Below are 23901 nucleotides of genomic sequence, written 5' to 3'. Positions count from 1 at the left end.
ACGTCGCCCCCGCGGCGTGCGTCCGCCATGTGGACCCGCCGTCACAGCGGCGCCGCGGCGGCGTCAGGCGAGAGTCTTGCCGAGATAGAGCGAGAGGGGATCGTCGGCGTAGTAACCGAACGGCTCGACGTCGGTGTAGCCCGACGAACGGTAGAGCGCGATCGCCTCCGGCTGCGGCCGCCCGGTCTCCAGGATGATCGCCCTCGCACCCGCTGCCGCCGCGGTCTCCTCCAGCCAGGCGAGCATCGCGCGGGCGTAGCCACGACCGCGCGCCCACTCACGGACGTACATCCGCTTGATCTCGGCGCGGTCGTCGCCCAAGCGCCTCCACCCGCCCGTCGCGACAGGAGTCCCGTCGGCGTACGCCACGGCGAACACTCCCCCGGGCCCGCGGAACTCGTCGGCGTCGGCGGGTCCCTGGTCAGGCGTGCCGTACCGCCGCGCGTACTCCGCCTGGACCTCGGAGACGAGCAGGACGGCGTCGGGGTGGTCGTAGCCCACGACACGGATGTCGAGAGCGGACAGGATCGGAGGCACGCACTCCATTGTGCGGTGCCTCGGTCCAGCGGTCAGAGGTACTGCCCGGTGTTGGCGACGGTGTCGATGGACCGACCCGGCTCGCTGCCCTGCTTGCCGGAGATGAGCGTACGGATGAAGACGATCCGCTCGCCCTTCTTGCCCGAGATCCGCGCCCAGTCGTCGGGGTTGGTCGTGTTGGGCAGGTCTTCGTTCTCCTTGAACTCGTCGAGGCACGCCTGGAGCAGGTGCTGGACGCGCAGACCCTTCTGGCGCAGCTCGAGGAAGTCCTTGATCGCCATCTTCTTTGCCCGGTCGACGATGTTCTGGATCATCGCGCCGGAGTTGAAGTCCTTGAAGTAGAGGACTTCCTTGTCACCATTGGCGTAGGTGACCTCCAAGAATCGGTTCTCCTCGGACTCGGTGTACATCCGCTCGACGGTGCGCTGGATCATGCCGTTGACGCACGCCACCCGGTCACCACCGAACTCCCCGAGGTCGTCCTCGTGCAGCGGGAGGCTGGGCGTCAGGTACTTGGAGAAGATGTCGCGGGCGGACTCGGCGTCGGGCCGCTCGATCTTGATCTTCACGTCGAGACGACCTGGTCGCAAGATGGCGGGGTCGATCATGTCCTCGCGGTTGGAGGCACCGATGACGAGGACGTTTTCGAGGCCCTCCACGCCGTCGATCTCGCTCAGCAGCTGCGGCACGATCGTGTTCTCGACGTCGGAGGAGACGCCCGAGCCGCGGGTGCGGAACAGGGAGTCCATCTCGTCGAAGAAGACGATGACCGGCGTGCCCTCGCTCGCCTTCTCGCGTGCTCGCTGGAACACGAGCCGGATGTGGCGCTCGGTCTCGCCGACGTACTTGTTGAGCAGCTCGGGGCCCTTGATGTTGAGGAAGTAGGACCGGCCCTCCTCCCCCGTCTTGGCCGACACCTTCTTGGCGAGCGAGCTCGCGACCGCCTTCGCGATCAGCGTCTTGCCGCACCCGGGCGGGCCGTACAGAAGGACGCCCTTGGGCGGCTTGAGCTCGTGCTCGATGAAGATCTCCGGATAGAGGTAGGGCAGCTCGACCGCGTCGCGGATCGACTCGATCTGGCCCTGGAGGCCTCCGATGCTCGAGTAGTCGATGTCGGGGACCTCCTCCAGCACGAGCTCCTCCACCTCCGACTTCGGGACACGCTCGTAGACGTATCCGGCGCGGGAGTCGAGCAGGAGGGAGTCGCCGGCGCGCAGGCGCGTGTCCATGAGCGAGTCGGCGATGCGCGCGATCCGCTCCTCGTCGGCGTTGCCGATGACGAGCGCGCGCTCCCCGTCGGCGAGCAGCTCCTTGAGCATGACGACCTCGCCCACGGTCTCGTAGTCGAGCGCGGCGACGACGTTGAGGGCCTCGTTGAGGATGACCTCCTGACCGCGACGGAGATCCTCCGCCTCGACCGACGGGCTCACGTTGACGCGCAGCTTGCGGCCGCCGGTGAACACGTCGACGGTGTCGTCCTCGTTCTGCCGGATGAACGTGCCGAACCCCGTCGGCGGCTGCGCGAGCCTGTCGACCTCCTCCTTGAGCGAGAGGATCTGGTCGCGCGCCTCGCGGAGGGTGTCGCCGAGCCGGGCGTTCTGAGCGGTGACCGCGGCGAGGCGCGCCTCGGTCTCGGCGAGGCGGGCGTCGACGGTGCTGTCCGGGCGGCCGGTCGCGAGACGCCGACGGAGGTGCTCGACCTCGGCGCGCAGGTAGTCGATCTCGGCCTGCTGCTGGTGGGCGGTCTGCTCGTTCGCAGGCGGGCGCCGATCGGTGTGGTCGAACTCGCTCATGTCGTACCTCCCGCGAAGGCCGTGACACCGTCTGACCCGAACACCGCCGGGGTCGACCCGTGTGCGCGGCGTGTTGGCTCCTCGTACGACGACACTACCCGCCTGTGGTCGTCATCCGCTCGTACGAATCGGCGTTCTCACGATCAGATACCGGGATGTGATTCAGGTCACTCCGCGAGGTCGGCGGGACGCGGCCCCGAGTAGTCCGGGCCGTACGCGCCGGGGGCCGGGCGCCGCTTCTTGGTGAGCGCCCGCTGCCCATGGGCCATCCGCCGAGACGTGACCAGGAAGGCGGTGTGTCCGTTCATGGAGTGCTCCGGCCGCACGGCCAGGCCCTCGAGGTGCCATCCGCGCTGCATCGTCTCCCAGGACGACGGCTCGGCGAACTCGCCGTGCGCGCGCAGTGTCTCGACCACCCGCGACATCTGCGTGGTCGTGGCGACGTAGCAGCACAGGATGCCGCCCGGCACCAGGACGTCGGCCGCGAGCGCGACGTACTCCCACGGGTCGACCATGTCGAGGATCATCCGGTCGACCTCGGTGTCGACGAGGCTCTCGCCGAGCCCGCCCACCGTGAGCCTCCAGGCGGGGTGCGGGCCGCCGAAGAACTGCTCGACGTTGCGGGTCGCGATCTCGGCGAAGTCCTCACGCTGCTCGTAGGACGAGACGAGGCCTCCCTCGCCGACGGCTCGCAGGAGGAAGGTCGTGAGAGCACCCGAGCCGGCGCCCGCCTCGAGCACGCGCGCCCCGGGGAAGATGTCGGCGAAGGTGACGATCTGGCTGGCGTCCTTGGGGTAGATCACGGCTGCCCCGCGAGGCATCGATGTCGTGTACTCGTGCATCAGCGGGCGGAAGACGAGGTACTGGCCGCCCAGCGACGACTCGACCACGATGCCCTCCGGCTGGCCGATCAGCCCGTCGTGCGCGATCTCGCCGAGCTTGGTGAAGAACTTCTTGCCCTCCTCCAGCTGGATGTTGTGCCGCCGACCCTTGGCGTCGGTGAGTCGAACCCACTCGCCCACCGCCATCGGTCCGCGGTGGACTCCCGAGAGTCGCTCATCCATGCGTCTGCCTTCCTGCGTCGCCCTGCCTGCCACCAGCGCGGACCCGCTCGGAGAACGCGCTGTCGACGTCCGCCGTGACGAGGACGCCGTACAGGTGCTCGCCGTCGACGACGAGGTACTCACTTGACGGTGTCCTCTGCAACGCCCGGACCAGCGCCTCTCCGGCGAGATCGACGGGCAGTGCGAGGCCCGGGGAGAGCGTACGCGCCAGGGCTCCGACGTCGACCCACGGGCGTCGGGCCTCCGGTGTGGCGAGCACTGCTCGCTCGTCCACGATGCCGTCGATCGTGCCGGTCGGACCGTGGACGACGATGGCTCCGGCGCCGGCCTCGCGGGCCTGCTCGATGGCCTGCCCGACCGTCGTCGAGCGCGGCACGTCGATCGCCCGGCGAGCGAGCCCGCGCGCCGTCAGCCCCGGAAGACCGCGGCGGATCCGCGCCGCCACTAGTGCCTGCGTCGCCCCGGTCCACAGGAACAGAGCGACCACGAAGGCGATCATGTAGTCGAGGAGCGTGATGTCGAAGCCGAGCAGCTCGCCGCCGACGAACGGGTACGCGAGCGCGAGCACCGCCACGGCGCGTCCGCCGTAGCCGGCTGCGACCGAACCGGCGTACGGACTGCCGGTCGCCTTCCAGACGGCGGCACGGAAGACCCGGCCGCCGTCGAGCGGCAGGCCGGGGAGCAGATTGAGGACACCGACCACGATGTTGGCCAGCGCCAGGGCGCGGAAGGCGAAGAGCAGCAGGCCCGTGTCGGGCATCAGCAACGACAGGCCCCACGACGCTGCGCCGACCGCGAGAGAGGTCAGGGGGCCGACCACCGCGATCCAGAACTCGCGGCCCGGCGTGTCGGGTTCTCCCTCGATCTCCGTCACGCCGCCGAGGAAGTTCAGGGTCACCGACCGGACCTCGTAGCCGAAGGCCTTCGCGACGAGGGCGTGCGAGATCTCGTGGAGCAGGACCGAGAGGTACAGCAGGACCGCGAACGCGAGCCCGGCCACGAACGTGAGGGCGCCCAGCCCTGGTGCGATCACCTCGATCGTCGGCTGGAGGACGAAGGCGATGAGGACCGCGACGACGAGCCACGAGGAACGCACGAGGACGTCGATCCCCCCGATCTCACCGATGCGCAACGTCCCCGGTGGACGGGTACGGGTGGGGGGTGTGGACGACGCGTTCACACCCTCCACCGTATCGGGTCGTGACACGCCGGGACTGTCGGTCCGCTGGCCTAGGCTGGTTGGCATGAGGACACAGACGATCGAGCGCACAGAGGTGGACGGCGTCGACGTCGTCGGATCCCTCTCGCCCAGCCGTGCGGCCGACTTCATGACGTGTCCGCTCCTCTACCGCTTCCGCGTCGTCGACCGCCTGCCCGAGGAGCCGTCGGCCGACGCGGTGCGCGGGACGCTCGTGCACGCCGTCCTCGAAGAGCTCTTCGACGCACCTCCCGGCGAGCGGACGCTCGAGCGGGCGCGTGCGCTGGTCGGCCCCGCGTGGGCGCGCCTCCAGGAGGCGGAGCCCGAGGTGGCCGCGCTGTTCGACGACGGCGACGCTCTCGCCGAGTGGCTGAGCACCGCCGGTGACCTCCTCATGTCCTACTTCGTTCTCGAGGACCCTCGGCGTCTCGAGCCCGCCGAGCGCGAGAAGTACGTCGAGACCGTGATCGACGGTGGGCTCCTCCTGCGTGGCTACGTCGACCGGGTCGACGTCGCGCCCACAGGCGAGGTGCGGGTCGTCGACTACAAGACCGGGCGCGCGCCGCGGGAGGTGTTCGAGGCCAAGGCGATGTTCCAGATGAAGTTCTACGCCCTGGTGATGTGGAGGACCACCGGGACGGTCCCGACACTGCTCCAGCTGATGTACCTCGGCAACGAGGAGATCCTCCGATACTCCCCGGACGAGGCCGATCTACTCGCGACCGAGCGCAAGCTGCGCGCCCTGTGGGCCGCGATCGAGCGGGCGTCGACCACCGGCGAGTGGCGTCCGCACAAGAGCCCGCTGTGCGGGTGGTGCGACCACAAGGCCCGCTGCCCCGAGTGGGGAGGCACCCCGCCACCGCTCCCCGAGCGCGACACGCTGCCGATCGAGCCTGCCGTCCACTCGCCTGCCGAGAGCACTGTCGACGCGGACTGACGCTCGCGAACAATTGCAAAGGTTCTTTGCAAAGAGTCTTTGCAAAGAACCTTTGCAGTTTTACGGTAGCCAGATGGCCGCCGAACCGACTCACGTCGTCCTCGACTCCTCCGCACTCAAGGCTCTCGCCCACCCGCTGCGCGTCTCCCTCCTGGGGGCACTGCGCCGCTACGGTCCCGCCACCGCGACGCAACTCGGTCAGCGGCTCAGCATCAGCTCCGGTTCGGCGTCGTACCATCTCCGCCAGCTCGAGCGGGCCGGCCTCGTCGCGGACGACACCACGCGCGGCAACGCACGGGACCGGTGGTGGCGGGCGGCGCACCGGTCCACGACGCTTCGCATCCACGACCTCGACCCGACCGACGATGACGCCGTGGACACCTACCTGCGCTCGGTCGCGGCCAACTACACCCTTCTCCTGCAACAGGCGGTGAACGAACGCGCGACGCTCCCGAGCGCCTGGCGCGGGACCCTGGAGATGAGCGACTACCTGCTGCGACTCACGCCGGACGAGGCCAAGACCCTTGCCGTACGCCTCCACACCGTCGTCCGCGAGTTCCGCTACGACGTGCCGGAGAACCGTGCGCCCGAGGACGCCGACCGCGTCAGCGTCATCCTCCAGGTGCTTCCCCAGCCGGAGACCGCGTCGGAAGACGGCCGAGACGGGGACGGCCTGGGATGAGCCGTCGACCGACCGGCGCGAGAGGGCCCGTGCGCCCACTGCTCGGCCTGCTCCTCGCCATGGCGGTGTCGAACGCGGGCACCCGGGTGTCTGCCGTCGCCTTCCCGTGGTTCGTCCTCGCGACGACGGGCAGCGCGACCAAGACCGGCCTCGTGGCGTTGTTCGAGCTCGCTCCGTACGTCCTCGTCAAAGCGCTGAGCGGTCCCTGGATCGACCGCGTCGGTGGTCGGTCGATCTCGTGGAGCGCCGATCTCGTGAGCGCCGCCGCAGCGGCGACCATCCCCGTCCTGTACGCCGTCGACCGACTGACGCTCCCGGTCTTCTTGATCCTGGTCGCGGTCGTCGGCGCCGCGCGAGGCCCCGGCGACCTGGCGAAGGAGATCATGGTCCCCGACGCGGCCGAGCGTGCGCATGTGCCCCTGGTCCGGGCGACCGGCCTGTCGTCGACGGTCGAGCGGCTCGCCTCCACCGCCGGTCCGGCGTTGGGCGGGGTGCTCATCGCGGTCGCGGGCCCCGTCGCCGGCGTGGCCGTCAACGCTGCCTGCTTCGTGCTGGGATCGGTCGTCGTCGCCTTCGCCCTCCCCCGCGGCATGGGCCGACCTCACACACGCACCGACGCCGAAGTCGCAGATGAGCCCGGTGACGGCTACCTGCACCAGCTCGCGGAGGGTGCCTCCTTCCTCCGCCGGGATCCCCTTCTCGTCGCCATCGTGGTGATGGTGGGGATCACGAACCTCCTGGACGTCGCGTACATCGGTGTTCTCCTCCCGGTGTGGGCCCGCGACTCCGGTGGCGGTGCCGCGACGGTCGGGCTCCTCCTCACCGTGTCGAGCGCAGGAGCGGTCGTCGGGAGTCTCCTCGCCTCGGCACTGGCACATCGGATGCCGCGCCGGCTCGTCTTCTTCGGGGGCTTCCTCGTCGCCGGGGCGCCACGCTTCCTCGTCCTGCTGCTCGACGTACCAGGTCCGGTCGTCGTCGCCGTGCTCGCCGTCGGAGGAGTCGGGGCCGGCTTCCTCAACCCGATCCTCGGCGCCATCCTCTTCGAGCGCGTCCCACGTCGCCTCTACGGACGGGTCGGCGCCCTGAGCGACTCCGTCGCCTGGGCGGGGATGCCGCTCGGCGGACTGCTCGCCGGTGTGGCGGTCACCGCTGTCGGGCTCTCCCCCGTGCTGCTCGTCTTCGGCCTGACGTACTTCCTGACCACGAGCCTGACCGGGCTCCGGCCCGAGTGGCGCGAGATGGACGCGCGGTCAGGCGACGCGCAACGCGTCGGCGTAGGCGACGAGAGCGAGGACGCAGAGGAGGGCGCGGACATCGTTGCCGAGCCGCCAGGGCCGCGAGTACGCCCTCCAGGCGACCAATGAGGCCTCGGCGTCGGCGGCGTCCACCGCGTCGATCCCGTTGTTGCGCGGGACGTGGAACACCCCCGTCACCACCACCGTCAGGAGATAGGTGACCGACCCGACCAGCAACCGGCCGCGGTCGGTGTCGTCGACCACGAACGCGATCACCGTCAGCGCGACCGCCACCGCCGCCGTCCCGGAGAACGCCAGCTGGAACGGCGGCCGGAGGGCGTACCGGTTGGTGGCCTGCATGAACCCGACCGCCTCGCCGGGAGGTCTGCGGTCGAGAGCAGGCATCACCATGACGGAGAAGGCGACGTAGACACCGGTCATCACGCCGGTGCCGACGATGCCGACGAGGGTGAGGACCGTCGCGAGCGTCATCGCGAGACGTCGAGCAGGGCGCCGAGGTCGTAGGGCCTGGTGCCTTCGAGCGAGTCGACGAGCGTACGGCGCTCGCCCTCCTCGACAGCGACCAGGTTCGGGACCACGAGCACGTGGCAACCGGCGGCCGCAGCCGAGCGGGTGCCGGTGGTCGAGTCCTCGATGGCCACGCACCGGTGCGGATCGACGCCGAGCGCAGCTGCCGCCGCGAGGTAGGGCTCGGGGTGCGGCTTGCCCTGGCTCACCACGTCGCCGGTCACCACCGCGCCGAACGGCTCCCCCGGCACACGGGCCAGCATGGGCGTCGCGATCGCCTTGTAGGACATGGTGACGAGCGCCTGCGGCACGCCCGCTGCCTCCAGCGCTCCGATCAGCTCCAGCGCGCCTGGTCGCCACGCGATCTCACCGGTCGACATGTAGGCGGCCACCTCCGCGACGAGCGTGTCGACGATCTCCTCCGGCGACAGCGGCAGGGCCATCCGTCGCTTCATCTCCCTCGAGGCGGCGAGCAGGTCGCTGCCGACCAGCTCGAGCCCGTCCTGCTCCGACCACGAGGCCCCGTAGCGCGAGGCGAGGGACAGCTCGGCCGCGAGCCACACCGGCTCGGTGTCCACGATCGTCCCGTCGAGGTCCCACAGGACCGCGTCAGGCAAGGTCTTCGTCGGGCGGGTGTCGCTGAGGCTCATCGGCTCACTTCGGGGGAAGGATGGACATGGACGGCCGCACCAGTCTCGCGCGGCCCTCGCGGGAGGGGCAAACCAGTATGGGACCGACAGCTCAGGTGTCGGTGTCGCGCGACCGGCGCTTGAGGTAGCGCTCGAACTCGCGCGCGATGGCGTCACCCGACGCCTCCGGAAGCTCGGAGGTGTCCCGGGCCTCCTCGAGGGACTCGACGTAGGCGGCGATCTCGGGGTCCGAGCTCGCCAGCTCCTCGACGCCTCGCTCCCAGGCGCGAGCAAGGTCGCGAAGATCGCCCAGCGGCAGGCTGATCTCGAGCACGTCGTCGAGGTAGCCGAGCAGTGCGAGGGTCGCCTTCGGGCTCGGGGGCTGCGCCACGTAGTGAGGGACAGCCGCCCAGAGCGAGACGGTGGGGATCCCCGCCTCGCTGCTCGCCATGGCGAAGACGCCGTTGATCCCGGTCGGGCCCTCGTACTGAGACTCCTCGACGTGCAGGCGCGCGGCGAGCCGGTCGTCGCTGGTGGACCCGGTGACGGGTACGGGGCGGGTGTGCGGGGTGTCGGCGAGGAGCGCACCGAGCGTCACGATGCCACGCACGGCGAATCGGTCGGCCAGTGACAGGAGCTCGTCGCAGAAGGGCATCCACCGCATGTTGGGCTCGATCCCCCGCACCAGCAGCACGTCACGGTCCGAGCCGACCGGGCGGGCGACGAAGACCCGCGTCGTCGGCCACGAGATCGACCGCTCGCCCTCGTCGTCGCGACCGATGTAGGGCCGGTTGACCTGGTAGTCGTAGTAGTCGTCCGGGTCGAGCTCGGCGATGAGCTCCGCGTCCCACCACTCGATGAGATGGTCGATGGCGTCGGTCGCCGCCTCGGCGGCGTCGTTCCACCCCTCGAAGGCGACGACCATCCACGGGTCGACGACCCCAGGGAAATCGCTGCTGTGCTCGCTCACGCCTTCACTCTATGCCGCTCAGACGACACCGAGGAGCGCATCGACGGCGGCGCCCACCACACGGCCGGAGGCAGGGTCGTGGTCGTCCGACTCGCGGCCGGCCAGGGCCGAGTCCACCCAGGCGTCCACGACCGCGAGGGCCTGGGGGGTGTCGAGGTCACGGGCGAGGGCCTGGCGCAGCCCCGCCACGACCGGCGCCGCCGCCGGCCCGCCCGCAGCGAACGCCTCACGCCACCTCGCGAGGCGCTTGTGCGCGTCGACGATGTCACCGTCGGCCCACTCCCAGCCGGTCCGGTAGTGGTGCGCCAGCAGTGCCAGACGGATCGCGACGGGGTCGCGCCCGTCGGCGCGGAGCCGTGACACGAGCACGAGGTTGCCGAGCGACTTCGACATCTTCTCCCCGCCGTAGGCGACCATGGCCTGGTGCACGTAGGCCCGCGCGAACCGGTGTTGTGTCGCGGCGTGCGCCTCGGAGGCGGACATCTCGTGGTGCGGGAAGATCAGGTCGGTCCCGCCGCCCTGGACGTCGAAGTCCTCGCCGAGCGTCTCGAGCGCGATCGACGCGCACTCGACGTGCCACCCCGGGCGCCCGCGACCGAACGGGCTGTCCCACGACGGCTCGCCCGGGCGCTCGGCCTGCCAGAGCAGACAGTCCAGAGGATCACGCTTGCCGGGGCGGTCGGGGTCTCCACCGCGCTCCGCGAACAGGCTCAGCATCGTCGCGCGGTCGTACCCGGAGACGCTGCCGAAGTCGGCGTCCTCGTGCACGGCGAAGTAGACGTCTCCGTCGACCTCGTAGGTCACCCCGCGGTCACGGAGGCGCTCCACGAGCGCGACGGCGAGGTCGATCGACTCCACCGCGCCGATGTAGTGGTCGGGGGCCAGGATGCGGAGCGCGGCCATGTCCTCGCGGAACAGCTGGATCTCGCGGTTGGCCAGCTCGCTCCACTCCACCCCCGTGGCGGTCGCCCGCTCGAGCAACGGGTCGTCGACGTCGGTGATGTTCTGGGTGTAGAGGACCTCGAGACCACGGTCGCGCCACGCCCGTTGAAGCAGGTCGAAGGTCAGGTACGTCGCTGCGTGGCCGAGGTGCGTGGCGTCGTACGGGGTGATGCCGCAGACGTAGAGGCGGGCCCGGTCGGGCGGGTCGGCCACCGTCAGCGCACCCGTCGAGGTGTCGAAGACCTCGACAGCAGAACCGCGCCCGAGGCCCAGCTCGGAGAGGTCGGGGACTTCGGGGGACGTCCAGGCGCGCATGCCCTGAGGGTATAAGGCGGTCCCTACAGCGGTGGCCACGGGATCGTGGGCCACCGGTCCCCCGGGTCGGGCATCCTCCCGGACGTGAGCAGCTGGTCGATACGGCGAGTCAGTGCCCTGCGTTCGTCGACGGCCAGCAGGTCCGCCAGCGCGTCGCACAGCGGACCGGAGGTGACGTCTGCGCGCAAGGTCTCCAGCCGCGACCGCTCCCCCGGCTCGAGGACGTCGCCGGACCATCCCCACAAAACGGTGCGGAGCTTGGGCTCCTCGTGGAAGGTCAGGCCGTGGTCGCAGCCGCGCACCCGGCCGTCCGACGGGAGAAGGTGCCCACCCTTGCGGTCGGCGTTGTTCACGACGGCGTCGAACAGCGCCATCGTCCGCAGGTCGGGCGTGTCGCGGTGCAGCAGCGTGACGGGCCGGTCGTCGAGGTCGACGGCGTCCACCACGGCGAACCACCCGTCGGGCGTCTCGTCGGCCGGTACGACGGCGACCTGTGGCGCGTCCACGTCGACGTCCACCCACTCCTGGACCATGCCGACGCCGAACGGGCCGTCACGGAGCACCGTCGGAGGGACGACGTGCCAGCCGGCGGCCTCGGAGACGAGGTACGCCGCGTACTCCCTGGCCGCCAGCGTGCCGTCGGGGAAGTCCCACAGCGGTCGCTCGCCCCGGACCGGCTTGTAGACGCACTCCGTGGCGAGGGAGCCCTGGACGACGTGTCCGACGAACGTGCCGTTCGAGGCCGCCACGAGTCGCCCCGTGACCTCCAGCTCTCCCTCCGAGAGGGCACGCAGGTCACTCACGCGCGACTCGGCGGAACCCGTTGGCGCGGGGGCAGAGGTGTCCCTCGGCCTCGACGACACCGCCGCAGAACGGACAGGTCGGCCGACCGGCGGCGACGACGCTCTTGGCGCGCTCGGCGAACTCCAGAGCCACCTCGGGTCGCAGCGTCACGACCAGCATGTCGCTGGCCTCCGTGTCCTCGTCCTCCGTCGCCGCGAACGCCTCGACGACGATCTCCCCCGCCTCGGGCTCCCACGCGAGCGTCATCGTGCCGACCCGGAACTCCTCCTCGATCGGCTGGTCGAGCGGGTCGAGATCGACCGTGCGCTCGGGGGCCGTGCCCGATCCTGCGTCGCCTCCGACCTCGACGAGGAGCGCCTCGAGGCGCTCGGCGAGCACCAGGACCTGCTCCTTCTCGAGGGCGACCGACGTCACGCGACCACCGTCGCTGGCCTGGAGGAAGAAGGTCCGCTCACCGGGGGCACCGACCGTGCCCGCGACGAAACGCCGTGGGCGTTCGAACCGGTGGATCAGCATGGGACCGAGCCTAGACAGGGGCCTGGGTGGCGGCGACTCCTGCCCCGCGGGATGCGCACGGTCAGGCACCTCCCCCGACCGGCGCGTCGCCGGTCGGGCGGTCTCCCCCCGCGGCCGGGGCGAGCCCGCTGAGGTCGGATCCGAGGTCGTTGACGTGGCGCACGCTCGGGCGGTGAGAGCCATAGGTGATGACGCTGACCGATCCTGGGGCCACCGCGATCCGCTGGAACTGGTCGAGGTGGAGACCGAGGGCGTCCGCCAGCACGGCCTTGATCACGTCGCCGTGGCTCGCAGCAGCCCACACGGCCCCGGGACCGTGACGCCGCTCGACGCGTCGATCGATCCGCCGGACCGCCTCCACCGCCCGGGCCGAGACGTCGGCGAGACGCTCTCCGCCGGGGAACTCGACCGCGCTCGGCTGCTGCTGAACCGTCGCCCACAACGGCTCGCGCGCGAGATCGACGATCTTCTTGCCGGTCCACCGTCCGTAGCCGCACTCGACCAGCCCGGCCTCCCGCCGGACCTGGACGTTCTCCTTCTGCGCGTCGGCGATCCGGCGCGCCGTCTGCATCGTCCGCAGGAGCGGGCTGCTGACGAGGCGGGCGAGAGGAATGACGGACAGCCGGTCGGCGACCGCACGGGCCTGCTCGAGACCGACGTCGTCGAGTCCGACACCTCGGCTGCGTCCGGCGAGCACGCCGCCGGCGTTGGCGGCGGTACGTCCGTGACGGACGAGGATCAGGGTCGGCACGCCCCGAGCGTAGTCGGCCCGCGACGCCGCCGCGGGGCACAATGACGGTGTGATCCTGGACTGCGCCGCCTATCGCGACCTCACGCCCGTCCAGGTCAGCACGACGCTCGACGGGCTCAGCGAGCTCGCCGCGACCCTGACAGGTCCGGCAGACTTCGTGTGGGTCCTCCTCGAGGACCCGACGTACGGAGAGTTCACGGACCTCCAACGGATCTTCTCGCTCCACCCCCTCGCTGTCGAGGACGCCGTCGCCGCGCACCAGCGCCCCAAGATCGACATCTACGAGGGCTCGGCATTCCTGGCACTGCGATCGCTGGAGTACGACACCGAGACGAGCGAGGTCTTGCTCAGCGAGATCTCGATGTTCATCGGAGCGCACTACGCCATCACCGTCCGGCACGGGACGTGGCCACGCCTCGACAGCATCCGAGACCGGGCAGCGAAGCAGCCGGAGCTGTTCAAGTTCGGTGCCGTCGCCGCCGCGTACCACGTGGTCGACGCGGTGGTCGACGAGTACGAGCTCATCGCCGAGCAGCTGACCTCGGACGTCGAGGAGATCGAGGAAGCCGTGTTCTCCGAGGCAGCCCCAGGCACGACCGGGCGGGTCTACCCGCTGAAGCGGGAGCTGCTCGAGTTCCGGAAGGCCGTCGCGCCGATCCACGCTCCGCTCGAGGCGCTTCTCGAGGGCCACGCCAAATGGACGATCCCGGAGGGGATGGGGGTCTACTTCCGCGACATCGCCGACCACCTCGTCCATGCGCGGGGCACGATGGACACTCTCGACAGCCTGCTCGACAACGCGATGCAGGCCCGTGCCACCCAGATCTCGATCCAGCAGAACGACGACATGCGCAAGCTCGCCGCGTATGCCGCGATGGCGGCCGTGCCGACCCTCGTCGCCGGCATCTACGGGATGAACTTCCGGGACATGCCCGAGCTGGGCTGGTCGCTCGGCTACCCCCTCACGCTCGTGGTGATGGCCGGGCTCGTCCTCGTCCTCTGGCGAGCGTTCAAGCGCTCGGGCTGGCTCTGACGCCACACATCGACGCGAGTCGCCTCGATCGCGCTGAGCCTGACCTCACCAGGGCAGGAAGCCGTCACGGCCGAAGAACACCCCGGTCGGGCCCTCCGGATCGACCGTCGCCGCCCGCACGCTGGCGAGCGCGCCCTCCTCGACCGTCTGCGTGCCGGAGTGTCCGTTCAGGTGTGTGGCCGTGTAGCCGGGGTCGGCCGAGTTCACCGCGATCCCGGGCAGGCCCCTGGCGTACATGGTCGTGACCATGTTGAGCGCAGCCTTCGACGAGGGGTACACGAGACCGTAGAAGCCGTACTCGGGCCTCGCCGGGTCGCCGGTGATCCCGAACGACCCCATGCCGCTCGAGACGTTGACGATCCGCGGGTGCGGCGAGCCGCGCAGAAGCGGGAGGAGAGCGTGGGTGACGCGCACCGGCCCCAGGAGGTTGACACCGTAGACGGCGAGGAAATCGGTCGCCACCGTGTCAGCCGGGGCGTGCAAGGAGCCGGCGATCCCCGCGTTGTTCACCAGGACGTCGAGGCCTGTCCCACTGTTCTCGACCGTCGTCGCTGCCGCAGCCACCGACGCGTCGTCGGTGACGTCGAGCGTCACGGGTCGTACGTCGAGGCCGTCGCCTCGGAGGGCGTCGGCGGCCTTGCTGCCGAGCTCGGTGTCACGGGCACCGAGCCAGACCGTCCAACCCAGTCCGGCGAGCTGGCGCACGGTCTCGTAGCCGATTCCTTTGTTCGCCCCGGTGACCAGGGCCGTCGTGGTTGTTCTCGTTGTCGTCATGGAGCGAGCCTGGCGGTCGGTGCGACGGGCGTGCCAGGACCACGTCGTCCTGGTACTCCCCGTACCACGCTGTGCCGTGGTGGCGGCCACCTCCGCGTGCCAGGCTGAGGAGGTGGATCGCCAAGAGCTCGGCCGCCTCCTCGTACGCGCGCGCAGCAGGATCGCCCCCGAGGATGTCGGTCTGCCCGAAGGATCCCGCCGACGGGTCGCAGGTCTTCGGCGAGAGGAGGTCGCCGTGCTCGCCGGGGTGAGCGTCGACTACGTGACGCGGATCGAGCAGGGTCGCGGCGCACACCCCTCGCCGTCCGTGCTGGCATCGCTCGCCCAGGCGCTGCGCATGAGCGACGACGAGCGGCGAGAGATGTTCGACCTCGCAGACGCCGCGGCGCCGCGTGAGGGCCACGTGCCGATGCTCGTGCGCGCCAGCATCCTGCGCCTGCTCGAACGCCTCGACGACCAGCCGGCCGTCGTGGTGAGCGCGAAGTCCGACGTGCTGGCGTGGAACCCGCTGGCCGCAGCCCTGCTCGGAGACTTCTCGGCCCTCCCGGCAGCAGAGCGCAACATCGTCCGTCAGCGCTTCCTTGGGGAGCCGAGCCGTGTGTCGGTCTCCGCCGAGGAGGCGGCGCGCACCGACGCACGCTCCGTGGCCTCCCTGCGCGCGGCCGCCGCGAAGTATCCCGACGATCCCGATCTGCGCCGCCTCGTGGCCGAGCTGCGCGCCCACAGCGACGAGTTCGTTCGCCTGTGGGACGAGGCTCCGTCGCAGGTGTGGCGCAGTCACCGCAAGACCATCACTCATCCGAGCGTCGGCGCAGTCACGCTCGACTGCGACGCGTTGGAGATCGCGGAGACCGACCAGACCGTGATCGTCTACTCCGCCGCGCCAGGCTCGCGCGACGCCGAGCTGCTGCAGCTGGTCAAGGTCGTCGGCACGCAACGTCTGCATGCCGACGCCCCGTGACGACTAGCCGACCGCCGTCCCGGCCGTGATCACCCCGGTGGCCAGCAGCGCCAGCACCAGGCCTCCGAGTCCGATCCGATAGATCACGAACGGCGTGTAGGAGTGCTTGCTGACGTACTGCAGGAGCCAGTGGATCACCGAGATGCCGACCACGAACGAGACCACGGTCGCCAGGATCGTCGGACCCACGCCGTACGCGTTCTCGCCGCCGGGGATCTCGGGCAGCTGGAACAGCCCCGCGCCGACGACCGCCGGGATCGCGAGCAGGAATGCGTAGCGCGTCGCCGCGGCACGGTCGTAGCCGAGCGCACGCCCCATGCTGATGGTGGCACCCGAGCGAGAGACGCCGGGGATCAGCGCCATCGCCTGGGCGAGACCGAAGAGCACGGCGTGCTTGGCGTTGAGGTCGGCGATCTCGCGCTCCTGGCGTCCGAAGCGGTCGCAGATCCCGAGGACGATGCCCATCACGATGAGCATCGTCGCGATCACCCAGAGGTTGCGGAACTCGTGCTCGATGACGTCCTTGAGCGCGATGCCGAGGATGACGATCGGGAGAGATCCGACGATCACGAACCAGCCCATGCGCCACTCGAGGGTCGTGCGCGCCTCGCGCTTGACGAGACCCCGCAGCCAGCCGCCGGCGATGGTCGTGATGTCGCGCCAGAAGTAGAGGACGACCGCGAGCTCGGTGCCGATCTGGACGACGGCGGTGAAGGCGGCGCCCGGGTCCTCCCACCCGAAGAACTTCGGGAAGATCGCGAGGTGGCCGGACGATGAGATGGGGAGGAACTCGGTGAGGCCCTGGATCAGCCCGAGGACGAGTGCCTGCAGCAGGTCCATCAAGAGCCGAGCCCCGATGCGTCGAGAGCGTCGGAGACGGTACGGAGGACGTCGGCCCGCTCGTCGTGCGTGCTGCCGAAGGTCGCGATCGCGAGCGTCGTGACGCCGGCGTCGGCGTACGCGTGGAGACGCTCGGCGATGCGCTCCTTGGGTCCGATGAGGGAGGTCTGGTCGACGAGCTCGAACGGCACCGCGGCCGCGGCCTCGGCCTGCTTCTTGTCGAGGTAGAGGTCCTGGATCTTCTGGGCGGCGTCCTCGAACCCCATCCGTCGTGCCAGGGCGTTGTAGAAGTTCTGCTTGCGGCTGCCCATGCCGCCGACGTACAGCGCGGTGTAGGCCCGCACCATGTCGGCGCACTTCTCCAGGTCGTCCCCGATGACGACGGGGACGGTCGGGACGATGTCGAAGCCGTCCAGGGTCTTCCCGGCCTTCTCCCGCCCGGCGCGGAGGTGGTCGGTGGAGACCGCCGCCTGCTCGGGGTTGAAGAAGATCGCCAGCCAGCCGTCGGCGATCTCGCCGGCGAGCTCGAGGTTCTTGGGGCCGACGGCCGCGAGATAGATCGGGATGTCCGAGCGATACGGGTGGAGCATGATCTTGAGCGGCTTGCCGGGGCCGTCGGGCAGCGGGAGCGTGAAGTGCTCACCGGCATAGTTGAGCGGCTCCTCGCGGGCGAGGATCGTACGGACGATCTCGACGTACTCCCGGGTCCGGCCGAGCGGCTTGTCGAACTTGACCCCGTGCCACCCCTCCGACACCTGAGGTCCGGAGACACCGAGGCCCAGGCGCACCCGGCCCTCGGACAGGCGGTCGAGCGTGGCCGCGGTCATCGCCGTCATCGCGGGCGTGCGAGCGGGGATCTGGAGGATCGCGGAGCCGAGCTCGAGGGTCGTCGTGCGCGCCCCGATCCACGACAGGAGCGTGGGCACGTCGGAGCCGTAGGCCTCCGCGGCCCAGGCCGAGGAGTAGCCGAGCGACTCGGCGTACACGGCCGTCTCCACCCGCTCCGCGACGTCGGGCCCGGCGACGTAGCCGACATTGACTCCCAGCCTCATGCTCTGCTCCCCTTCATCGACGTGCTCGGCGCAGGGCGAGCCTAGCGGCACGCGACCCGCGGCCTCGACTAGCCTTCCGACATGGGTCCGGCGCGGGCCTTCACCCGAGGAGAGACATGCAAGAACGCTTCGTGGGAGGCAGCGGACTCGCCGTCTCGAGGCTCGGTCTCGGCACGGCCTCGTGGGGGCGTGACACCGACGAGCACGAGGCCGCTGACATCCTTCGCCTGTTCCTCGAGGCCGGTGGGACGCTCATCGACACGGCGGCCTCGTACGGCGCCGGGGCGAGCGAGACCCTCCTGGGTGAGCTGCTCGGTGAGGTCCGCCGAGACGACGTGGTGCTGGTCTCCAAAGCCGGCTCCAGCATCGCTCCCGGACGCTGCGGGACGTCGCGCGGCGCGATGCTCTCGGCCCTCGACCACTCCCTCGCTCGCCTCCACGTCGACCACCTCGACCTGTGGCTCGTCCAGGGCTGGGACCCCCGAGTCCCGCCCGAGGAGACCTTGTCGGCCCTCGACCACGCCGTCGCCACCGGGCGCACCCGATACGTCGGCGTCGCGAACTACACCGGCTGGCAGACGGCGTACGCGCACACGCGTCAGGCGCTGCGTGAGGCCAGCGCGCCGATCGTGGCGACGGAGGTGGAGTACTCGCTCCTCGCGCGTCAGGCCGAGCGTGAGGTCGTCCCGGCGTCGGTGGCGCTCGGCGTCGGTCTGCTCGCGTGGTCACCGCTCGGGCGCGGGGTGCTGACCGGCAAGTACCGCTTCGGCATCCCGGCGGACTCGCGCGCGGCCTCCGACCACCTGTCGGGATTCGTCGAGCCCTATCTCGATGCGGGCTGCCGCCAGGTCGTGGAGGCGGTCTGCCGAGCCGCCGAGGGCCTGCAGCTCGCTCCGCTCGAGGTGGCGCTGGCGTGGGTCCGCGACCGCCCCGCCGTCGCCAGCGCCCTCATCGGTCCCAGGACGGCGGCACAATTGAAGGCAGCGCTCTCGGTCGAGGAGGTCTCGCTCCCGGACGAGATCGTCGAGGCGCTCGAGGACGTGTCGATCGAGACGGTGTGATGGAGGCGGTGTGACGGAGTACGAGTTCCAGCGGTTCTGGTTGCCGCGCACGGAGTCCCGTCAGGCCGTGCGCCGTCTGCTGGTCGACGCCGCCGAGCACCAGGGCTGGGAGCTCGCCCGGCTGCGCCTCTTCCCCGACGGGCGGCGGCGCGTGACGCTACGACGACGCATCATCCGCGTCCGCAGCACCCTCTGACCAGCCAGCCCGCCGCTAGGCCAGGTCGAGCAGCCGGTCGAACACCCGCGCCCCGAACTCCAGCGCGTCGGTCGGCACCCGCTCGTCGACTCCGTGGAAGAGGGCGGTGAAGTCGAGGTCAGCCGGCAGGCGCAGCGGCGTGAACCCGTACGAGCGGATCCCGAGCCGGTGCCACGCCTTCGCGTCGGTGCCCCCCGACATGAGGTACGGGGCGACGTGCGCCTCGGGGTCCTCGGCATGGAGCGCCACGGTCATCGCGTCGACGAGGTCGCCGCTGAACGGGTACTCCAGACCGGGTTGCACCGTGACGGGATCGATCCTGACCGCGTCGCCGGCCAGCGCCTGCACCTGGGCGAGGAACGCCTCCTCCTGGCCTGGGAGGAACCGCCCGTCCACGTGGGCCGCCGCCTCACCGGGGATGACGTTGACCTTGTACCCGGCCTCGAGCATCGTCGGGTTGCTGATGTTGCACATGCCGGCGCGGACCATGCGGGCGGCGGGTCCGAACTCCGCGAGCAGCTCCTCCATCGAGGCATCGGTCGCCGAGGTCAGGTCGCGGACCTTCGCCATCAGCGCCTGCATCGAGGGGCCCGGCTCGTACGGCCAGTCGTGGTCGCCGATCGCGGCGACGGCACGAGCGACGGCCGTCACGGCGTTGTCGTCGTGCACCATCGACCCGTGCCCCGCGGTGCCCTGAGCGGAGAGGCGCATCCAGGCGAGCCCCTTCTCCCCCGCCTCCAGCAGATAGAGGCGCTTGCCGCCGATGTGCGTCGAGAACCCGCCGACCTCTCCGATCGCCTCGGTGCAGTCGGCGACGAGATCGGCGTGGTGGTCGACGATCTTGTGGGCTCCGTGGACGGAGCCCGCTTCCTCGTCGGCCGTGAACGCGAGCACGATCGTCCGTCGTGGCGGCGTGCCCGCGCGGCGACGTGCCCGGACGACCGACAGCACCATCGCGTCGAAGTCCTTCATGTCGACCGCGCCGCGGCCGTACAGGTAGCCGTCGACGATCTCACCGGCGAACGGGTCGTACGACCAGTCGGACGCCTGAGCCGGGACCACGTCGAGGTGCCCGTGGACGAGCAGCGGCGGCAGGGTGGAGTCGCTGCCCTCCCACCGTGCCAGCACGTTCGTCCGGCCCGGCGACAGCTCGACGATCTCGGACTCCAGCCCCACCTCGGCCAGCAGCTCGGCGACGTACTCTGCGGCCTTCCGCTCCCCCGGACCGGTGTTGTCGCCGGTGTTCGTCGTGTCGATCCGGATCAGGTTCCGGCAGATCTCGACGACCTCCGCAGCAGGATCGAGGACGGGGGTCTCACGCTGGTCACCGGCGGTCATTCCCCCATCCTGCCTGGCCAGGGCGGGCGGCGGCCAACGGGCGCCCCCCGGTTTGGGGTTGAGCGGCGGGTGTTTGCTAGAGTTCTGACGCACGGTGAACGACGCACGACGCCGGTCACCAACCCTGTCCGGGTGGCGGAATAGGTAGACGCGCTAGCTTGAGGTGCTAGTGCCCGTATTAGGGCATGGGGGTTCAAGTCCCCCCTCGGACACTCACACAGCGAGATCGAAACCCCTGGGATACCAGGGGTTTTCGCTTTTCCTGGGACGGGGACGGGCTCGGCCCGCTCCGCGACTCCGCAGCACGATGTACTTCTCGTCATGACCGAGATCTCGATCCGCGCGCTCACTGTCCATGACAGCCCGCATCTCGCCGATCTGTACCGAGGTGATCGCGACTTCCTCACGCACTGGGACCCGCAGCGTCCCGATGTCTTCTACACCGACGACGGCCAGGCCGACGCTGCGCGAGCGACCGTGCGCGAGTGTGCGGAGGGACGCATGTGGTCAGGAGTGGTTCTCGAGGGAGGACGTCTGGTCGGGCGAGTGAGTCTGAACGGCATCGTCCGCGGACCGTTTCGCAGCTGTTCGCTGGGCTACTGGGTCGCCCGACCCTACAGCGGCCGCGGCATCGCCACTCAGGCGACCGCGCGCGCCGTGGAGATCGCCTTCGGCCCTCTGGGCCTGCACCGTGTCGACGCGTTTGCGCGTGAAGAGAACGCCGCATCGTGCCGGGTGCTGGAGAAGAACGGGTTCACGAGGGTGGGCGTGTCGCGAGGACACATCCACATCGATGGGCGATGGCGCGACGACATCATGTTCCAGAAGCGCGCTCCGTGGGACGACGGTGTTCGTCTCGATCCACCTCACGCCGCGTCGCGGGCACGCCCGTAGCGTTCGTAGATCACCCGAGATCCGAACGTCCGGGTCTCCAGGAGGTCCAGCTCAATGTCATGGGTGACCGGCGGCAGGAACGGCGTGCCTCCGCCGACGATCACGGGGTAGCGGAACATGCGCACCTCGTCCACGAGGTCGAGCTCGAGAGCTGCCCCGGCGAGGTCGGCTCCGCCGATCGACACGTCCTTGTCGGTGGCGGCGAGGGCGGCCTTGATCTCGTCGGCCACCGACGCCTCGGCGAGTCGGGCGTTGCCCTGAACGTGGTCGAGCGTGCGGCTGAACACCACCTTCGGAAGAGCGCACCAGACGTCGGCGAACTCGGCCCCGGCCTCGGTGCTGCGCATCGACGGGTCGTTCTCCCAGACGAGCATGTTCTCGTAGAGCCTGCGCCCCAGCAGGTAGCCGCCGAGCTTCCCCACCTCCTCGAGATGGAATCGAAACAGCTCGTCGATCGGAGCCGTCCACGCGAACCCGCCCTCGCGGTCGGCGATGAATCCGTCCACCGAGACACCCATCGAGACGATCGAGCTGGCATGCGACATCGAATCCCCACCTTTGTGTCGTGTGCTGTGCCAAGCCAGGGACCGACGGCACGGCGACAACTCATCGTCCCGCCTTCGGAGGTCAGACGAGCAGCGCGAGACCTGCGGTGCCCGCCAACCCCGCGAGCAGGGCAGGGCCGATCCAACGCAGCATCGGACGGTACTGGTGGCGGTACGCCCCGAGACTCACGGCGAGCACCACGGCAACGGCGCCGAACAGCACGGCGCTCGACCTGTATCCGAGCACGATCCAGTAGGTCACCACGGCTTCGCTCAAGAACGCAGCCGGCAGGGCCGCGGCTCCGGGGCCTGCCGGAGAGGCGTGACGCCACGCGTGTCCGACCCCTCCGAACACAGGGCCGCCGACGACGGCGCAGAGCGACCAGAACACCAGGTAGTACACGGAGGCGTCGTAACCCCGCAGCTCTGCCACGGCGTAGTAGGCGACGACCTGCACGAGGGTCGCGAGGAGTCCGGTCCACACCGCCGTTCGCAACCGCGACTGCAGGGCTCCCGCCACGAACGCCGTCGTCAGCCACGGACTGACCGCATTGACGAGCGCCAGCCAAGGGAAGTCGAGGCCCGTCTGGAGCACTGACGTCAGTGCCCCGACGACCGCGCCCAGCAACAACGCGAGGAACGGCATCAACAGGTCCGCGCGCTCTCTCACGCTAGCGAGGATATCGTCCGCGCGAACACGTCGCGAAACCGGCATATTCTCGCGTGCAGCGCGAGGATTCGTGACTTTCAGTCATGCGAGGGCGGCAAAATGTCGCAGACGGGGCGTACGGTGTTGTACACCGATGTCACGAGAGGACCGGCGATGAACGACGGCTTCCCCACTGTCGTGTACAGCGATGTACACCACAAGGACCGCATCTCCCGCGCACGCGCCGCCGGACGGCTGGTCAAGGTCGGATCCGGCGTGTACGTCAGCGACCTGAGCAAGCCAGCCGAGGACGTCGTGCGCGAGCGGCTGTGGGAGATCGTCGCCCACAAGCTGCCCGGCGCCGTCATCACCGACCGCTCGGCACGTCACGGAGGCGTGGCGGTGGACGGGTTCCTCTTCGTGACGCATCGCCGGACGCGGCCTCTGAAGCTTGCCGGCGTGGTGGTCGAGCCGCGCCACGGAAGCGGGCCGATGCCCGGTGACATCGCGCTGCCCGACGGCCTGTGGCTCGCCGGCCCGGCCCGAAGCCTCCTCGAGAACCTGGCACCGACCCGGCCGGCGTCAGGCAGGCCACCGCGGACACTCACGCGCGCGCAGGTCGAGCTGTGGATCGATGACCTCTGCCGAGACCGGGGCGAGGACGGCCTGAACGAGATCCGCGAGCAGGCCCGCGAGCTGGCGCCATTCCTCGGTCGACTGGCGGAGTGCGACCTGTTGAACCGTCTGGTCGGGGCGTCCATGAACACTCACCCGACGGCGATCCTGCAGACGCCGGAGCTCATCGGGCGCGCCGCCGGCCAGGCGTTCGACCGTCGTCGCGTGGACATCTTCGGCCGTCTCGTCGACTACCTCGACGGCCAACCGCCCGACCTCGTCACCGCCATGCCCGCCGACCGCGGCCGGCGGACGCTGCTGCCCTTCTACGAGGCCTACTTCTCGAACTACATCGAGGGCACGGAGTTCACCCTCGACGAGGCAGCCGACATCATCTTCGACGACGTGGTCCCTGAGCAGCGCCCCGAGGACGCCCACGACATCCTGGGCACCTATCGTCTGACGTCGTCCGATGCCGAGATGCGTCGCAGGCCCGCCACCGACCAGGAGCTCCTCACCCTCCTCCGGGAACGCCACGCCGTGCTGATGGGCGGCCGTCCGCTGGTGGGGCCGGGGAAGTTCAAGACGCAGGCGAACCGTGCCGGGGAGACGCACTTCGTCGCACCGGAGCTGGTCGAGGGCACGCTGCGGCGGGGGTACGAGGTCGGATCACGCCTGGTGTCGCCGTGGGCGCGCGCTGTCTACGTGATGTTCATGGTCAGCGAGGTCCATCCCTTCGCCGACGGCAACGGCCGCATCGCGCGGGTGATGATGAACGCCGAGCTCCACGGCTCAGGAGAGGTCCGGATCGTCATCCCGACCGTCTATCGGCTGAACTACCTCTCCGCACTCAAGGGCGCCACGCACAACGAGAACTTCGCCGGCCTGTACGCCGCGCTGAGCTTCGCGCGGAAGTGGACCGCCCGCGTCGACTTCACCAGCAGATGGACGGCCGAGGGCGACCTCGAACGGACGCACGCCCTCCGCGATGCGATGACCGCCGAGGACGCCGGGATCCGCCTCACCCTGCCGTAGGACGTCC

At 70.1% G+C, this 23901-nt stretch carries 26 protein-coding genes and 1 tRNA gene; 10 read left to right on the top strand and 17 right to left on the bottom strand.

Going from position 1 to position 23901, the window contains the following annotated elements; genetic code table 11:
• Nucleotides 1-63: 63 nt before the first annotated feature.
• The 4 genes from KV102_RS01555 to KV102_RS01540 form a co-directional block, all read right to left on the bottom strand.
• Nucleotides 64-537: a GNAT family N-acetyltransferase gene (locus KV102_RS01555; RefSeq protein ID WP_308289331.1), complete on the bottom strand. Its 474-nt coding sequence runs from the start codon at nt 535-537 to the stop codon at nt 64-66.
• 32 nt (nt 538-569) lie between these two features.
• Nucleotides 570-2330, bottom strand: a complete 1761-nt coding sequence (gene arc, locus KV102_RS01550) for a proteasome ATPase (RefSeq protein WP_220345098.1) — start codon at nt 2328-2330, stop codon at nt 570-572.
• A gap of 167 nt (nt 2331-2497) precedes the next feature.
• On the bottom strand, nt 2498-3394 hold the full coding sequence (locus tag KV102_RS01545) for a tRNA (adenine-N1)-methyltransferase (RefSeq protein WP_220345097.1): 897 nt from the start codon (nt 3392-3394) through the stop codon (nt 2498-2500).
• A complete protein-coding gene (locus tag KV102_RS01540) occupies nt 3387-4601 on the bottom strand; it encodes a site-2 protease family protein (RefSeq protein WP_308289332.1) in 1215 nt (404 codons plus the stop codon). Before KV102_RS01540 ends, KV102_RS01545 begins: the two co-directional genes overlap by 8 nt.
• Nucleotides 4602-4638: 37 nt before the next feature.
• Between KV102_RS01540 and KV102_RS01535 the strand changes: the two genes are divergently transcribed.
• The 3 genes from KV102_RS01535 (at nt 4639) to KV102_RS01525 (ending at nt 7575) form a co-directional block, all read left to right on the top strand.
• Nucleotides 4639-5529: a PD-(D/E)XK nuclease family protein gene (locus KV102_RS01535; RefSeq protein WP_220345095.1), complete on the top strand. Its 891-nt coding sequence runs from the start codon at nt 4639-4641 to the stop codon at nt 5527-5529.
• Nucleotides 5530-5602: 73 nt separating this feature from the next.
• The gene (locus KV102_RS01530) at nt 5603-6211 is read left to right on the top strand and encodes a transcriptional regulator (protein WP_220341681.1); all 609 of its coding nucleotides are present in this window, start codon (nt 5603-5605) and stop codon (nt 6209-6211) included.
• Nucleotides 6212-6240: 29 nt separating this feature from the next.
• Nucleotides 6241-7575 carry an MFS transporter gene (locus KV102_RS01525; protein WP_220345094.1) on the top strand — a complete coding sequence of 445 codons (1335 nt, stop codon included), beginning with the start codon at nt 6241-6243 and terminating at the stop codon, nt 7573-7575.
• Here KV102_RS01525 and KV102_RS01520 read toward each other — a convergent pair.
• The 7 genes from KV102_RS01520 to KV102_RS01490 all read right to left on the bottom strand — a co-directional run bounded on the left by KV102_RS01520 (nt 7462) and on the right by KV102_RS01490 (nt 12901).
• A complete protein-coding gene (locus KV102_RS01520; RefSeq protein ID WP_220345093.1) occupies nt 7462-7938 on the bottom strand; it encodes a DUF1772 domain-containing protein in 477 nt (158 codons plus the stop codon). The genes KV102_RS01525 and KV102_RS01520 overlap by 114 nt on opposite strands.
• Nucleotides 7935-8624, bottom strand: a complete 690-nt coding sequence (locus KV102_RS01515) for an HAD family phosphatase (RefSeq protein WP_220341678.1) — start codon at nt 8622-8624, stop codon at nt 7935-7937. The genes KV102_RS01520 and KV102_RS01515 overlap by 4 nt, the downstream gene beginning before the upstream one ends.
• A gap of 91 nt (nt 8625-8715) precedes the next feature.
• Complete coding sequence (locus KV102_RS01510; protein ID WP_308289333.1) at nt 8716-9573, bottom strand: PAC2 family protein; 858 nt, start codon at nt 9571-9573, stop codon at nt 8716-8718.
• 18 nt (nt 9574-9591) lie between these two features.
• Complete coding sequence (gene mshC, locus KV102_RS01505) at nt 9592-10830, bottom strand: cysteine--1-D-myo-inosityl 2-amino-2-deoxy-alpha-D-glucopyranoside ligase (RefSeq protein ID WP_220345092.1); 1239 nt, start codon at nt 10828-10830, stop codon at nt 9592-9594.
• A 23-nt stretch (nt 10831-10853) separates the two neighbouring features.
• Nucleotides 10854-11633, bottom strand: a complete 780-nt coding sequence (locus KV102_RS01500; protein ID WP_220345091.1) for an SCO1664 family protein — start codon at nt 11631-11633, stop codon at nt 10854-10856.
• Nucleotides 11626-12150, bottom strand: a complete 525-nt coding sequence (locus KV102_RS01495; protein WP_220341675.1) for a DUF3090 family protein — start codon at nt 12148-12150, stop codon at nt 11626-11628. The genes KV102_RS01500 and KV102_RS01495 overlap by 8 nt, the downstream gene beginning before the upstream one ends.
• A 61-nt stretch (nt 12151-12211) precedes the next feature.
• The gene (locus tag KV102_RS01490; protein WP_220345090.1) at nt 12212-12901 is read right to left on the bottom strand and encodes an MSMEG_4193 family putative phosphomutase; all 690 of its coding nucleotides are present in this window, start codon (nt 12899-12901) and stop codon (nt 12212-12214) included.
• A 49-nt stretch (nt 12902-12950) separates the two neighbouring features.
• Between KV102_RS01490 and KV102_RS01485 the strand changes: the two genes are divergently transcribed.
• Complete coding sequence (locus KV102_RS01485) at nt 12951-13934, top strand: magnesium and cobalt transport protein CorA (RefSeq protein ID WP_220341673.1); 984 nt, start codon at nt 12951-12953, stop codon at nt 13932-13934.
• A gap of 45 nt (nt 13935-13979) precedes the next feature.
• Here KV102_RS01485 and KV102_RS01480 read toward each other — a convergent pair whose 3' ends face one another.
• Nucleotides 13980-14708: an SDR family NAD(P)-dependent oxidoreductase gene (locus KV102_RS01480; protein ID WP_220345089.1), complete on the bottom strand. Its 729-nt coding sequence runs from the start codon at nt 14706-14708 to the stop codon at nt 13980-13982.
• Between the two features lie 112 nt (nt 14709-14820).
• Between KV102_RS01480 and KV102_RS01475 the strand changes: the two genes are divergently transcribed.
• Complete coding sequence (locus tag KV102_RS01475; RefSeq protein WP_220345088.1) at nt 14821-15669, top strand: helix-turn-helix transcriptional regulator; 849 nt, start codon at nt 14821-14823, stop codon at nt 15667-15669.
• Nucleotides 15670-15672: 3 nt separating this feature from the next.
• Here KV102_RS01475 and KV102_RS01470 read toward each other — a convergent pair whose 3' ends face one another.
• A complete protein-coding gene (locus KV102_RS01470) occupies nt 15673-16509 on the bottom strand; it encodes an undecaprenyl-diphosphate phosphatase (protein ID WP_220341670.1) in 837 nt (278 codons plus the stop codon).
• Nucleotides 16509-17561, bottom strand: coding sequence for an LLM class F420-dependent oxidoreductase (locus tag KV102_RS01465; RefSeq protein ID WP_220345087.1), 1053 nt, complete (start codon nt 17559-17561; stop codon nt 16509-16511). The genes KV102_RS01470 and KV102_RS01465 overlap by 1 nt, the downstream gene beginning before the upstream one ends.
• Before the next feature lie 116 nt (nt 17562-17677).
• On the opposite strand from KV102_RS01465, the gene KV102_RS01460 reads away from it, so the two are divergent.
• Together KV102_RS01460 and KV102_RS01455 are read left to right on the top strand one after the other, a co-directional pair.
• Nucleotides 17678-18622, top strand: coding sequence for an aldo/keto reductase (locus tag KV102_RS01460; protein WP_220341668.1), 945 nt, complete (start codon nt 17678-17680; stop codon nt 18620-18622).
• Nucleotides 18623-18632: 10 nt separating this feature from the next.
• Entirely contained in the window at nt 18633-18818 is a 186-nt protein-coding gene (locus KV102_RS01455) for a DUF5703 family protein (protein WP_220341667.1), read from the top strand.
• A 15-nt stretch (nt 18819-18833) separates the two neighbouring features.
• On the opposite strand, the gene KV102_RS01450 is transcribed toward KV102_RS01455, so the two are convergent.
• Nucleotides 18834-20156, bottom strand: coding sequence for a M20/M25/M40 family metallo-hydrolase (locus tag KV102_RS01450; RefSeq protein ID WP_220345086.1), 1323 nt, complete (start codon nt 20154-20156; stop codon nt 18834-18836).
• 126 nt (nt 20157-20282) lie between these two features.
• On the opposite strand from KV102_RS01450, the gene KV102_RS01445 reads away from it, so the two are divergent.
• Nucleotides 20283-20368 (top strand) — tRNA-Leu (locus KV102_RS01445).
• A 109-nt stretch (nt 20369-20477) separates the two neighbouring features.
• Nucleotides 20478-21050 carry a GNAT family N-acetyltransferase gene (locus KV102_RS01440; protein WP_220345085.1) on the top strand — a complete coding sequence of 191 codons (573 nt, stop codon included), beginning with the start codon at nt 20478-20480 and terminating at the stop codon, nt 21048-21050.
• Here KV102_RS01440 and KV102_RS01435 read toward each other — a convergent pair.
• Entirely contained in the window at nt 21023-21595 is a 573-nt protein-coding gene (locus KV102_RS01435; protein WP_220345084.1) for a dihydrofolate reductase family protein, read from the bottom strand. The two genes, KV102_RS01440 and KV102_RS01435, sit on opposite strands and share 28 nt — an antisense overlap.
• An 82-nt stretch (nt 21596-21677) precedes the next feature.
• Entirely contained in the window at nt 21678-22265 is a 588-nt protein-coding gene (locus KV102_RS01430) for a DUF6518 family protein (protein WP_220345083.1), read from the bottom strand.
• Between the two features lie 153 nt (nt 22266-22418).
• Between KV102_RS01430 and KV102_RS01425 the strand changes: the two genes are divergently transcribed.
• Nucleotides 22419-23894, top strand: a complete 1476-nt coding sequence (locus KV102_RS01425; RefSeq protein ID WP_220345082.1) for a Fic family protein — start codon at nt 22419-22421, stop codon at nt 23892-23894.
• The last annotated feature ends 7 nt before the right edge of the window (nt 23895-23901 follow it).

Source organism: Mumia sp. zg.B53 (assembly GCF_019550935.1).
In the GTDB taxonomy this organism is placed as follows: domain Bacteria; phylum Actinomycetota; class Actinomycetes; order Propionibacteriales; family Nocardioidaceae; genus Mumia.
The sequence above is the reverse complement of the archived record's forward strand: the minus strand, read 5'-3'. Positions and strand labels throughout refer to the sequence as shown.